An 11,954-nucleotide genomic window follows, 5' to 3' on the forward strand; every position below is an offset into this window, starting at 1 on the left:
GCTAGCCCCGCTCCGCCGTCACCCGCAGCCGGGCGAACTCCTCCGCCATCGTCGCCGCGGTCCAATGCGCGTTGAGGCCGCTCGGATTGGGCAGCACCCACACGCGCGAGGCCCCGATCGTCCGCTCCTGCGGCCCGACCCCCGCCTTCTTGTCGTCGAAAGCCGCACGGTAGGCGGTGACCCCGACCACGGCCAGCCAACGCGGCTTGAGCCGCGCCACCTTCTCCGCCAGCAGCCGCCCGCCCTCGCGGTACTCCTCGGCGCTCAGCTCGTCCGCCCGCGCGGTCGCCCGGGCCACGACATTGGTGATCCCGAGTCCGTACGACAGCAACTCCCGCTGCTCGGACGGCTTCAGGAGCCTCGGGGTGAACCCGGACAGGTGCAGCACCGGCCAGAACCGGTTTCCGGGACGGGCGAAGTGATGGCCCGTGGCCGCCGTCATCAGCCCGGGATTGATGCCGCAGAACAGAACGCGGAGGCCGTCCGCGACGACATCCGGCACGAGCCGGTCGCGGGCGGCCTCCAGGTCCGCGGGGGTGAACCGGGTCAGAGGATCGCCCCCGGCGCGTAACCCGCGGCCGCCGGGTGCTGCTTGACGATCTCCTCGATCCGGCCGACGACGACGCCGACCTGGTCGGCCGCGGCGCCCGTGAAGGACAGCTTGTCGGCCATCAGCGCGTCCAGCTGGGCGCGGTCGAGCGGGATGCGCTCGTCGGCGGCCAGCTTGTCGAGGAGTTCGTTGCGCTCGGCGCCCTGCTCACGCATCGCGAGGGCGGAGGCGACGGCGTTCTCCTTGATCGCCTCGTGCGCGACCTCACGGCCGACACCCGCGCGGACCGCGCCCATCAGCACCTTGGTGGTGGCGAGGAACGGCAGGTAGCGGTCCAGCTCGCGCGCGACGACGGCCGGGAAGGCGCCGAACTCGTCGAGCACGGTGAGGAAGGTCTCCAGGAGGCCGTCGAGCGCGAAGAACGCGTCCGGCAGCGCGACCCGGCGCACCACCGAGCAGGACACGTCGCCCTCGTTCCACTGGTCGCCCGCCAGCTCGCCGGTCATCGAGGCGTAGCCGCGCAGGATGACCATGAGGCCGTTGACGCGCTCGCAGGACCGCGTGTTCATCTTGTGCGGCATCGCGGAGGAGCCGACCTGACCCGGCTTGAAGCCCTCGGTCACCAGCTCGTGCCCGGCCATCAGGCGGATCGTCTTCGCCAGCGACGACGGGGCCGCCGCCAGCTGGACCAGCGCGGTGACGACCTCGTAGTCCAGGGAGCGCGGGTACACCTGGCCGACCGAGGTGAACGCCTGCGAGAAGCCCAGGTGACCGGCGATCCGCTGCTCCAGCTCCGCCAGCTTCGAGGCGTCCCCGCCCAGCAGGTCCAGCATGTCCTGTGCGGTGCCGACCGGGCCCTTGATACCGCGCAGCGGGTAGCGGGCGAGGAGTTCCTCGACCCGGCCGTACGCCACGAGCAGTTCGTCCGCCGCGGTGGCGAAACGCTTGCCGAGGGTGGTGGCCTGCGCGGCCACGTTGTGCGAGCGGCCGGCCATGACCAGCTCGCCGTACTCGCCGGCCAGCTTGCCGAGGCGGGCCAGGACGGCCACGCTGCGGTCGCGGACCAGTTCCAGGGAGAGCCGGATCTGGAGCTGCTCGACGTTCTCCGTGAGGTCCCGGGAGGTCATGCCCTTGTGGACCTGCTCGTGCCCGGCGAGGTCGTTGAACTCCTCGATCCGCGCCTTCACGTCGTGCCGCGTGACCTTCTCGCGCTCGGCGATGGAGGCCAGGTCGACGGTGTCCAGGACCCGCTCGTAGTCGGCGAGGGCCTGCTCCGGCACCTCGATCCCGAGGTCCTTCTGGGCCCGCAGCACGGCGAGCCAGAGCTGACGCTCGAGTTTCACCTTCTGCTCGGGCGACCAGAGCGTGGCGAGCTCGGCGGAGGCGTAGCGTCCGGCGAGGACGTTCGGGATGCGGGGCTTGGCGGGAGCGGAAGTCACGTGGACGGATTCTACTGGCGATTCCTGCAGGCCAGCGTCAGGGTCCCGTTCGTCGGAACCTACGAGAGCTCTTCCGCGAGCTCCGCCAGGACCTCGGCGTGGCACCTTTCGGGCGCGCACCAGCAGGCCAGGGCCTTGCCGCGAAGGCCGGGCAGCAGAGCGAGCAGATCCGGCCGCGTCAGCAGATACGCCCGGTACTTCGCCATCACCTCGGCCCGCGTGCCGTCCCGGCGGCGCGCGGGGGTGTCGTAGGCGAAGGGGTTGTACAGCGGGTGCTTCGGCAGGTCCCAGCCGCCCATGGTCCAGCGACGCCCGACGTAGACGAGGTCGGCGGGCGCGTGTTCGAGGCGGGGGCCGTACTCGTGGATACGGCCCCTGACGTTGACCACGCGCGTGTGCACGACGTCCTAGTGCTCGTACGGCAGGAGGTCGGGTCGCTTCGGGGGCAGGCCGTCGCCCGAGGAGCGGCCCGTCAGACGCCGGCCGATCCAGGGCAGCAGGTACTGCCGGGTGAACCGTACGTCGGCTATGCGGCGGGCCAGCCACGGCGGCGGCACGGTGGCCGGCAGCGGCGTTCGCCACTCCGTGTCCTCGGGGTCGTAGCCGAGGGACTGCCACACGGCCTCGCAGACCCTGCGGTGGCCCTCGGTCGTCAGGTGCAGCCGGTCCACGTCCCACATCCGCTGGTCGGACAGCGAGTCCGCGCCGTACAGGTCGACGACCACCGCACCGTGCCGTGCGGCGAGTTCGTCGACGACCCCGAACAGCTCCTCCATGCGCGGCCGGAAGCGGGCCTGGACCGGGCCCTGGCGGCCGGGGCTGTGCATCAGCACCAGCTGCTTGCAGGACGGGGCCAGCCGCTCCACGGCCTCCGTCAGCAGGTCGCGCACGCGGACCATGTCGCACTTGGGCCGCAGGGTGTCGTTGAGGCCGCCCACCAGCGTGATCACGTCCGGCTGCATCGCCGCCGCCACGTCGACCTGCTCGTCGACGATCTGCTGGATCAGTTTGCCGCGCACGGCGAGGTTGGCGTACCGGAAGCCGGGCGTCACGGCGGCCATCCGGCCGGCGAGGAGGTCGGCCCAGCCCCGGTAGGAGCCGTCCGGCAGCAGGTCCGACATGCCCTCGGTGAAGGAGTCGCCGACCGCGACCAGGCTGGAGTAAGTGGGATTCGTCTGCATGGCGGAAGAAATGGTAACGCGCTCACATACTTACCGGTCGGTGGGTCCGGGAGGCCCCACCTGCAGACCGAACAACTCACGCAACACGTCCTCCATCGTCACCAGCCCGGCCAGCCGCCCGTCCTCGCCGAGCACCGCCGCCAGGTGCGTCCGGCTGCGCCGCATCGCCGTCAGCACGTCGTCGAGCGGGGTGCTCTCCCGGATCCGTGCGATCGGCCGCATGTCCCGCACCGAGAACGGCAGATCCCGCGGTGAGGCGTCCAGCGCGTCCTTGACGTGCAGGTAGCCGACGATCCGGCGCCCCTCGTCCACCACCGGGAACCGGGAGAACCCGGACTCGCTCGACAGCGCCTCCAACTGCTCCGGCGTCACCCCCACCCGCGCGTAGACCACACGTTCCAGGGGCAGCACCACGTCCCGCACGGGCCTTCGTCCCAGCTCCAGCGCGTCGTGCAGCCGCTCCCGCGCACGCTCGTCGATCAGACCCGCCTCACCCGAGTCCCGCACGATCCGGGCCAGCTCGGCGTCCGAGAAGGTGGCCGCGACCTCGTCCCTGGTCTCCACGCGCAGCAGCTTCAGCAGGAGGTTCGCGAAGGCGTTGACCGCGAAGATCACCGGCCGCAGCCCGCGGGCCAGCGCCACCAGCGGCGGCCCGAGCAGCAGCGCGCTGCGCACCGGTTCCGCGAGCGTGACGTTCTTCGGGACCATCTCGCCGAACAGCATGTGCAGATAGGTCGCCATGGTCAGCGCGATGACGAAGGACACCGCGTGCCCCGCGCTCTTCGGCACACCCACCGCATGGAACACCGGCTCCAGCAGATGCGCGATCGCCGGCTCCGCGACCACACCCAGAACCAGGGTGCACAACGTGATCCCGAGCTGCGCCGCCGCCAACAGCGCGGAGACGTGCTCCAGCCCCCACAGCACGCTCTTCGCACGCCGGTCGCCCTGCTCGGCATGGGGCTCGACCTGACTCCGCCGCACCGAGATCAGCGCGAACTCGGCCCCCACGAAGAAGGCGTTCACGACAAGCGTCGCCAGACCGATCAGCAACTGGACGACGGTCATCGCGCGGTCCTCCCCGGGAGCAGATGCTTGGCCTGGATCATGACGCGGCCCCCTCCCCGATCAGGGGCGCGTGGAGCAGCACTCGGGCGGCTCTGCGGCCCCGGGCGTCCGTCACGTCGAGCTGCCAGCCGTTGACCTCCACCGAGTCGCCGACCGCCGGGATCCGGCCGAGTTCCGTCGCCAGCAGGCCGGCGAGCGTCTCGTACGGGCCCTCGGGCGCTCGCAGGCCCACGCGGGCGAGCTGGTCGATGCGGGTCGAGCCGTCGGCCTCGAAGAGTTGCCTGCCGTCCTCGTCGGTGCCCGCGGGGGCGAGGTCGGGGGTCTCGTGCGGGTCGTGCTCGTCGCGTACCTCGCCGACGACCTCCTCGACGATGTCCTCCAGCGTGGCCACGCCCGCCGTACCGCCGTACTCGTCGATGACGACCGCCATCGTGCGCTTGCCGGAGAGCCGGTCCAGGAGCCGGTCCACGGTGAGCGACTCGGGCACCAGCAGCGGCTCGCGCAGCCGCTCGGCGACCGAGGCGCGGGGCCGGCGGTCGGCCGGTACCGCCAGGATGTCCTTGATGTGCGCGATGCCGACGACCGAGTCGAGGCTGCCGCGGTAGACGGGGAACCGGGACAGCCCGGTCGCGCGCGTCGCGTTCGCCACGTCCTCGCAGGTCGCCTGGATGTCCAGGGCGATCACCTGCACCCGCGGGGTCATCACGTTCTCCGCGGTCAGGTCGGCGAGGTTGAGTGTCCGCACGAACAGCTCGGCGGTGTCCGCCTCCAGCGCGCCCGCCCGGGCGGAGTGCCGGGCAAGCGCGGCCAGCTCCTGCGGCCCGCGCGCGGAGGCCAGCTCCTCGGCGGGTTCCAGGCCGAAGCGGCGCACCACCCGGTTGGCCGTGTTGTTGAGGTGGGTGATGAAGGGGCGGAAGGCCGCGCTGAACCAGCTCTGCGCGGTGCCCACCCGCTTGGCCATGGCCAACGGCGAGGAGATCGCCCAGTTCTTGGGCACCAGCTCGCCGACCACCATCAGGAAGACGGTCGACAGCGCGGTGCCGAGCACCAGCGCCAGCGACCGGGACGTGGACCGCGAGATCCCGAGCGACTCCAGGGGCCCCGCGATCAGCGCCGCGATCGACGGTTCGGCGAGCATGCCGACGACCAGGTTGGTCACGGTGATCCCGAGCTGCGCCCCGGACAGCTGGAACGTCAGATTCCGTACGGCTTTCAGGGCGCCGGACGCGCCCCGTTCACCGCGCTCCGCCGCCCGCTCCAACTGGCCGCGGTCCACCGTGGTCAGCGAGAACTCCGCCGCCACGAAGGCACCGCAGGCCAGCGAGAGAAGGATCGCCACCAGCAGGAGGAGCACTTCGGTCATCGGGTCACCTCCGTCCCATGATCGGACAGGGTCCCCGGGATCGCCCGTCCTAGTCGGCGAGGGGCTTCACCCAGCGCCGCCACTTTTCCTCGGGCGCATACCCCGCCGCGCGCCAAGCGTGCTGTGCCGTCTCGTTGCGCACCAGCACCATCGCGTCCCCGCGCCGCCCGCCGAGCCGTACAAAGCGCTCCTCCGCGGCCGTGAGCAGCGCCGAACCGATGCCCCGCCGACGGCGACCCGGGTGCACCGCGAGCCGGTACAGATGACACCGCCAGCCGTCGAAGCCCGCGATCACCGTGCCGACGAGTTCGCCGTCGAGCTCGGCCAGGATCAGCGCCTCGGGGTCCCGAGCGACCAGCCGCTCCACGCCCTCCCGGTCGTCGCTGATGCTCGTCCCCTCGGCGGCCTGCTTCCAGAAGGCCAGCACGGTGTCGAGGTCGTCGGGCGTCGCGGCCCGTATGCGCAGGTCGGTCATACGGCGATCCCATCACGCCCGACGGCCCGGCACCCGGAGTTCCGGCATCCGGACGGCTACCGGCCGCGCAGCCGCGCCATCACCGGCGCGAACGCCTCCATGGACGCCTCCAGCACCGTCAGATACGTGAAGCCGTACCGCTCGCGCTGGGCCAGCACCTGCGCGACGATCTCCTCGACCGTGCCGATCAGCATGATGGGCAGGTCCAGCGCCTGCTGGAGGGTCAGGTCCGGAAACCGGTGGAGGAACGGGGTGGCGACGGCCTCGCGGTCGTCGGTGACGACCACGGTCTGGACGAGCAGGTTCAGTTCGGCCGGCTCCTTGCGTCCCTCGGCGAGGTGCAGATAGCGCGCGACACGCTCGTCGAGCCGCTCGGCGGTGGTCGGGGTCAGCTTGCCGGTCGTGTTGCCCGGCACCAGGGTCGCCCCGGTGAAGGCCGCGATGTCTGCGTGCTCGGCGGACAGCTTCAGCACCCGGTTTCCTATGCCGCCGATCAACAGGGGTACCCGGGGCCGCTGGACGGGCTGCGGCACATGGTCCGCCGAGGACAGCAGCCGCTCCACCTCCTCGACCGTGCGCCGCAGATGGTCCACCCGCTCGCCCGGCGAGCCGAAGGGCAGCCCCGCCTGGTCGTGCTCGGACTGCACATAGCCGGTGCCCAGGCCGATTTCGAGGCGGCCGCCGGTCAGGGCGTCCACCGTGGCCACCTCGCGGGCGAGCAGCGCCGGGTTCCAGAACCCCGCGTTGAGGACGAACGTGCCGAGCCGTGGCCGCTCGGTGACCTCCGCCGCCGCGACCAGTGCCGGGAACGGAGCGACCTTGCCGAGATGGTCGGGGACCAGGATCACGTCGTAACCGAGTTCCTCGGCCCGCCGGCACTTGGTGCGCCAGTCCTCGTCGGTGGCGGCGGCGGTCAGGTTGGCGGCGAAGCGGAAGGGACGGGGCTGCACGGAACGGGGCACGAACTCTCCTCAGCGGCAAGCGACTTGAGTTGTCTGCCCCGCGATTCCATCATTCGTGCGCGATCGCCGCCAGTACGTTCATGCGCGATGCACGCAACGCCGGCAGCAGCGCCGCCACGATCCCCACCACCGCCGAGCCGACGACGACCGCGACGATCGTGCCCCAGGGGATCGCCAGCGCGTTCAGGCCCTGGAGCGCCAGCACCTGCTGGGTGCACACGCCCCACACCAGCCCGAGGGCGAGCCCGAGCACCGCGCCGAACACGGCGATGACCACCGACTCCAGCCGGATCATCCGCCGCAGCTGACGCCGGGCGAGCCCGATGGCGCGCAGCAGCCCGACCTCCCGGGTGCGCTCCACGACCGACAGGGCGAGGGTGTTGACCACGCCCAGCACCGCGATGACGATAGCGAGCCCGAGCAGCGCGTACACGAGGTAGAGCAGGACGGCGATCTGGTCGTGGACCAGGTCCTTGTAGTCGGCGAGGTCGCGCACCTGGACCTGCGGATACGGGTCGAGCGTCTTCTCCAGGGCCGCGCGCAGCCGGTCGGCGCCGGCGCCGGAGGCTGCGTTCACATACAGCGCGGAGTCCTGGCCGCCCTGCGCGAACCGCTCCAGGGTGCCGAGGCCGAAGTAGATGCCGCCCCGCGTCCCGAACCCGTCCGCCGAGTCCTGGTCGGTGAGGGCGCCCACGGTCAGTTCGGTCCGGCGCCCGCCCTGGAACTCGACGGGGACCCTGCTGCCGACCTTCACATGGTGGTCGCGCGCGAAGTCCAGGTCCATGGCCAGGTGCCCCGCGGCGAGCGCGGCCGCGGTGTCGCCCTGCGCGTAGGTGATGTGGGCGACCTCGTCGAGCCGCGGATCGTACCCGGCGGCCGTGGTCTCCACGCGCTTGCCGTCCGGCAGCCGTACGGCGATCGGGGCGAATCTCGACCGTACGACGAGCCCGGCGCCCTCGGTCCTGCGCACCGCGTCCGTGACCTCCTGCGGGAACGGCAGGAAGTTGCCGTTCTGCACGACGAAGTCGGCGCCCAGCGTCTTGTCGATCTGGTCGTCGAAGGACTTGGACATCGAGGCGCTGGCCACGGACATCCCGCCGACCAGGGCGAGGCCGACCATCAGGGCGGCCGCGGTGGCGCCGGTGCGGCGGGGGTTGCGCAGGGCGTTGCGCTGGCTCATCCGCCCCACCGGGCCGAAGAGGGCCGGGAAGGCGCCGCCAAGCACCCGGATCACCGGACGCACCAGCAGCGGGCCCGCGATGACGGTGGCCAGGAGCGTCAGGACGACGCCGAGGCCGAGGAGGGAGGCCGCGGACGCCGTCCTGGACGCGGTGACACATCCCACCAACGCGGCCGCGCCCCCCGCGCCGACGACCCCGCCCACGATCGCCCGCACACGCAGCGGCTTGCCGATCCCGGCGATCTCGGCGTCCGCCAGGGCCGCCATGGGGGAGACGCCGGCCGCGCGCCGGGCCGGGAGATAGGCCGCGACGAAGGTGACGCCCACGCCGACGACGTAGGCCGCCACGGGGGTTCCCCAGCCGATGACCATCTCGCCGGTCCGGATGTTCATGCCGAACGCGTTCATGAGCGCGATGAGCCCGACGGCGAGCCCGATGCCCGTGCCGAGCCCGACCGTGGAGCCGACCAGGCCGAGCAGGGTGGCCTCGGTCAGCACCGAGCGGCGGACCTGACGCCGGTCGGCGCCGAGTGCGCGCAGGAGGCCCAGCTCACGGGTGCGCTGGGCGATCAGCATGGAGAACGTGTTGACGATCAGGAAGATGCCGACCAGGACGGCGATGCCCGCGAAGCCGAGCATGACGTACTTGATGACGTCGAGGAATCCGCCCAGCTGGTCGACGTCCGACTTCGCCTGTTCGTCGGCGGTCCGGTACTCGTAGGTGCCCGTGCCGAGCGCGGCGGCCACACGCTGTTTGAGCTGGTCGTTGCTGACGCCCTCGGCGGCGTCGACCGAGATGCTGGTGGCGGCCTTCGAGGAGCCGAGCAGCTTCGCCTGCGCGGTCGGCGGGTCGAGGAACAGCAGCGTGGCACCGGGGTTGGTGGTGGTGAACGTGGCGATGCCGACGATCCGCACCTTGAACGAGCCGGGCGCCGCGATCACGGTGAGCGGGTCGCCGATGTGCAGGTCCTTGCGGTCGGCGGTCTCCGAGTCGAGCAGCGCCTCGGCCGGGCCGTGCGGGGCGTGGCCGGAGGTGAGCTTCAGCGGGCTGCGCGAGGTCGGGTTCCAGTCGGTGCCGATGGTGGGGGCGCCGGTGGTCGAGCCCACCGACTCGTTCTCGGCGTCGGCGACGGTGATGCCGTCGTCCTCCGCGTCGAAGCGCGCGGCACCGACCCCGTCGACCCGGGCGACCCGGTCCGCGAGCGCGGCCGGCAGCGTGGCCGTCGTGCCGGACGGGATGGCCTCGCTCAGGTCTTCCTTGGGGCTGACCGTGAGGTCGGGCGCGGTCGAGGCGAAGAGCCGGTCGAAGGTGCTGCTCAGGGTGTCGGAGAAGATCAGGCTGCCCGAGACGAACGCCACGGACAGGACCACGGCCAGCGCGGAGAGCAGCAGCCGTCCCTTGTGGGCGAGGAAACTGCGCAGGGTCGCCTTCAGCACGGGGTCAGCCCTCGTCGGTGTCGGCGTCGAACTGGCCGCGGATCACGTCGAAGCGCTTCATGCGTTCCAGCACGGCCTCCGCGGTGGGCCGCTCCATGCTGTCCACGATCCGTCCGTCCCCGAGGAAGAGCACCAGGTCGGAGTGGGTGGCGGCGCCCGGGTCGTGGGTGACCATGACGACGGTCTGCCCGAGCTGGTCGACTGCTTCGCGCAGGAATCCGAGGACCTCCAGGCCCGCCCGTGAGTCGAGGTTGCCGGTCGGCTCGTCCGCGAAGATCAGCTCGGGCCGGGAGACGAGCGCCCGGGCGCACGCGACGCGCTGCTGCTGGCCGCCCGAGAGCTGCGCGGGCCGGTGCTTCAGACGGTCCCGCAGGCCCAGGGTGTCGATGACCTGGTCCAGCCACTTCTCGTCGGGCTTCTTGCCCGCGATGTCCATGGGCAGGGTGATGTTCTCGGCCGCGTTCAGTGTCGGGATCAGGTTGAACGACTGGAACATGAACCCGATCCGGTCCCGGCGCAGCCGGGTCAGCTCGCGATCCTTGAGCCCCGTGATCTCGGTGTCGCCGAGCCACACCTGGCCGGCCGACACGGAGTCGAGCCCCGCCAGGCAGTGCATCAGCGTGGACTTCCCGGAGCCCGAGGGCCCCATGACCGCGGTGAAGCGGCCCCGCGCGATGTCCACGTCCACCGAGTCCAGGGCGATCACGGCCGTCTCGCCCGAGCCGTACGCCTTGGTCAGACCGCGGGCGCGGGCAGCGATCCTGTCGGCCGGGGCGGTGTCCGGAGCGTCCTCCGCAGCAGTTGCCATGAGGCCGAGGGTAGTGTGATTCGCCCCACACTTGATATCCCTCTTGGGGTCGAGGCGGCCTCCACCCCAGGTCTGGTCCCTGATACCCGTGTAAGGGGCACCTGCTAGGCCTGAAGGCCCCTCTTGCCAGCGCTAGCACTTCGGCGCTAGCTTCGAAGTATGGCGAAGACTCAGTTGAACGTGCGGGTGGACGAGGGCACCGCCCGCGCCGCCCGTGAACGTGCCCTCGCCCGCGGCGTGAGCGTCAACCGCTACATCGAGGAACTGGTCATGAAAGACACCGGCGAGGCGGGCCAGGCCTTCGTGGAGGCCGCGGCCGACTTCATGAAGCAGTACGAATCCGTGTTCGCGGAGGAGTTCGGCAAGGACCACGAGACTCGTTGAGCGATCTGCACATCGACCTCGCCTGGCTCCTGATGCTCGCGGAGCAGAAGACCCCGGGCGATCCCCAGGTCACCGACTGGGGCGCGCTGGTCGCCGCCGTGGCACGCCACCAGGCGGAGATCTTCGACATCCCGGTCTACGACGGCCCGCACCTGCGTGCCGCCGCGCTGCTGCAACTCCTCATCCATGTCCCGGCGTTGGAGCGCACCAACGCGCTCTTCGCCTGCGCGGTCGGGTACGCCTATCTCGTCGCGAGCGGGCTCAGGGTCGTCACCTCGCCCGAACTCGTCCGGGACCTCGCCAAGGTGGCCAAGAAGGGCGACGCCTCGGTGCACGACATTGCCCGCGAGCTGCGGAGATGGACGCTCTGATCAGCGCTCCGCCGGCATCGGCCGCCAGGCGGTGCCCAGCACGCAGAAGGACGTGGGCAGCGTCGGCCCCTTTTCCGGCATCAACACCCGCCGGTAGGGGCCGAGTTCGAAGCCGGCCGCCCGCAGGGCCGCGACCGGGTCACGGCCCAGATGGCAGCCGCCGGTCAGCGGCGGCCACAGCGTGCGGTCCAGGGCACGCTGGGTGAAGCGCATCGCCGGACCGCCGCCCTTGCCGTGCTCGAAGAACCGCACGACCCCGCCGGGCCGCAGCACCCTGCGCACCTCGCCGAGCGCCCGCGGCACGTCGCGCACACTGCACAGCACCAGCGAGAACACCACGGCGTCGAACGCCTCGCTCTTGACGGGCAGCGCCTCCGCGGCCCCGGGCGCCACGTCGACCGGTACCTCCGAGTGCAGGGCGGCCTCCACCGCCAACTGCCGCAGCCGGCGCTCCGGTTCGATCGCCACGACCTCGGAGACCGCGCGGGGATAGTGCGAGAAGTTCAGGCCGTTGCCCGCGCCGATCTCGAGCACCCGCCCGGACAGCCCGGCGAGCAGCCGCTTTCGCACGCCGGCCATGCCTATCCGGGTCTCGGCGGCGACACTGACCCGGGCGTAGTACCGGGCGAACAGCGGATGCTGGACGGGGTCCCGGGACACCTTCCCGGAACCGGCGGACCGCGGTGCCATGGCAGCCTCCCTCACCGGACAGGACCGACCTCACCGCAATTGTCCC

Annotated in this window: 13 protein-coding genes; 2 read left to right on the plus strand and 11 right to left on the minus strand. The window is 71.5% G+C overall.

Annotated features, from left to right (window positions below; translation table 11 throughout):
* Position 1: 1 nt before the first annotated feature.
* The 10 genes from mug to RKD20_RS37535 are packed head-to-tail and all read right to left on the minus strand — an operon-like array spanning position 2 to position 10,463.
* On the minus strand, positions 2-550 hold the full coding sequence (mug, locus tag RKD20_RS37490) for a G/U mismatch-specific DNA glycosylase (RefSeq protein WP_424883409.1): 549 nt from the start codon (positions 548-550) through the stop codon (positions 2-4).
* The gene (gene purB, locus RKD20_RS37495; protein WP_424881573.1) at positions 547-1,989 is read right to left on the minus strand and encodes an adenylosuccinate lyase; all 1,443 of its coding nucleotides are present in this window, start codon (positions 1,987-1,989) and stop codon (positions 547-549) included. The genes mug and purB overlap by 4 nt, the downstream gene beginning before the upstream one ends.
* A gap of 59 nt (positions 1,990-2,048) precedes the next feature.
* Positions 2,049-2,390: a DUF4326 domain-containing protein gene (locus tag RKD20_RS37500; protein ID WP_424881574.1), complete on the minus strand. Its 342-nt coding sequence runs from the start codon at positions 2,388-2,390 to the stop codon at positions 2,049-2,051.
* 6 nt (positions 2,391-2,396) lie between these two features.
* On the minus strand, positions 2,397-3,170 hold the full coding sequence (locus RKD20_RS37505) for an SGNH/GDSL hydrolase family protein (RefSeq protein WP_424881575.1): 774 nt from the start codon (positions 3,168-3,170) through the stop codon (positions 2,397-2,399).
* Between the two features lie 30 nt (positions 3,171-3,200).
* On the minus strand, positions 3,201-4,238 hold the full coding sequence (locus tag RKD20_RS37510; RefSeq protein WP_424881576.1) for a hemolysin family protein: 1,038 nt from the start codon (positions 4,236-4,238) through the stop codon (positions 3,201-3,203).
* 37 nt (positions 4,239-4,275) lie between these two features.
* The gene (locus RKD20_RS37515) at positions 4,276-5,601 is read right to left on the minus strand and encodes a hemolysin family protein (protein WP_424881577.1); all 1,326 of its coding nucleotides are present in this window, start codon (positions 5,599-5,601) and stop codon (positions 4,276-4,278) included.
* A gap of 49 nt (positions 5,602-5,650) precedes the next feature.
* On the minus strand, positions 5,651-6,076 hold the full coding sequence (locus RKD20_RS37520; protein ID WP_424881578.1) for a GNAT family N-acetyltransferase: 426 nt from the start codon (positions 6,074-6,076) through the stop codon (positions 5,651-5,653).
* A 56-nt stretch (positions 6,077-6,132) separates the two neighbouring features.
* Positions 6,133-7,038 carry an LLM class F420-dependent oxidoreductase gene (locus tag RKD20_RS37525; protein WP_424881579.1) on the minus strand — a complete coding sequence of 302 codons (906 nt, stop codon included), beginning with the start codon at positions 7,036-7,038 and terminating at the stop codon, positions 6,133-6,135.
* Between the two features lie 49 nt (positions 7,039-7,087).
* Entirely contained in the window at positions 7,088-9,655 is a 2,568-nt protein-coding gene (locus RKD20_RS37530) for an FtsX-like permease family protein (protein WP_424881580.1), read from the minus strand.
* A gap of 4 nt (positions 9,656-9,659) precedes the next feature.
* Entirely contained in the window at positions 9,660-10,463 is an 804-nt protein-coding gene (locus RKD20_RS37535) for an ABC transporter ATP-binding protein (protein WP_424881581.1), read from the minus strand.
* Between the two features lie 159 nt (positions 10,464-10,622).
* Between RKD20_RS37535 and RKD20_RS37540 the strand changes: the two genes are divergently transcribed.
* Entirely contained in the window at positions 10,623-10,847 is a 225-nt protein-coding gene (locus RKD20_RS37540; protein ID WP_007380443.1) for a hypothetical protein, read from the plus strand.
* Positions 10,844-11,218: a hypothetical protein gene (locus RKD20_RS37545; RefSeq protein WP_020122368.1), complete on the plus strand. Its 375-nt coding sequence runs from the start codon at positions 10,844-10,846 to the stop codon at positions 11,216-11,218. The genes RKD20_RS37540 and RKD20_RS37545 overlap by 4 nt, the downstream gene beginning before the upstream one ends.
* On the opposite strand, the gene RKD20_RS37550 is transcribed toward RKD20_RS37545, so the two are convergent.
* Positions 11,219-11,908: a class I SAM-dependent methyltransferase gene (locus RKD20_RS37550; RefSeq protein WP_424881582.1), complete on the minus strand. Its 690-nt coding sequence runs from the start codon at positions 11,906-11,908 to the stop codon at positions 11,219-11,221.
* Positions 11,909-11,954: the final 46 nt, after the last annotated feature.

It is taken from the genome of Streptomyces sp. SLBN-8D4 (assembly GCF_049739545.1).
GTDB classification, from domain to species: domain Bacteria; phylum Actinomycetota; class Actinomycetes; order Streptomycetales; family Streptomycetaceae; genus Streptomyces; species Streptomyces canus_C.

Coding starts and splice junctions, on each gene's coding strand:
- RKD20_RS37540 (WP_007380443.1), top strand. CDS start 10,623: ATGGCGAAGACTCAGTTGAACGTGCGGGTGGACGAGGGCACCGCCCGC.
- RKD20_RS37505 (WP_424881575.1), bottom strand. CDS start 3,170: ATGCAGACGAATCCCACTTACTCCAGCCTGGTCGCGGTCGGCGACTCC.
- RKD20_RS37550 (WP_424881582.1), bottom strand. CDS start 11,908: ATGGCACCGCGGTCCGCCGGTTCCGGGAAGGTGTCCCGGGACCCCGTC.
- RKD20_RS37510 (WP_424881576.1), bottom strand. CDS start 4,238: ATGACCGTCGTCCAGTTGCTGATCGGTCTGGCGACGCTTGTCGTGAAC.
- RKD20_RS37535 (WP_424881581.1), bottom strand. CDS start 10,463: ATGGCAACTGCTGCGGAGGACGCTCCGGACACCGCCCCGGCCGACAGG.
- RKD20_RS37520 (WP_424881578.1), bottom strand. CDS start 6,076: ATGACCGACCTGCGCATACGGGCCGCGACGCCCGACGACCTCGACACC.
- RKD20_RS37515 (WP_424881577.1), bottom strand. CDS start 5,601: ATGACCGAAGTGCTCCTCCTGCTGGTGGCGATCCTTCTCTCGCTGGCC.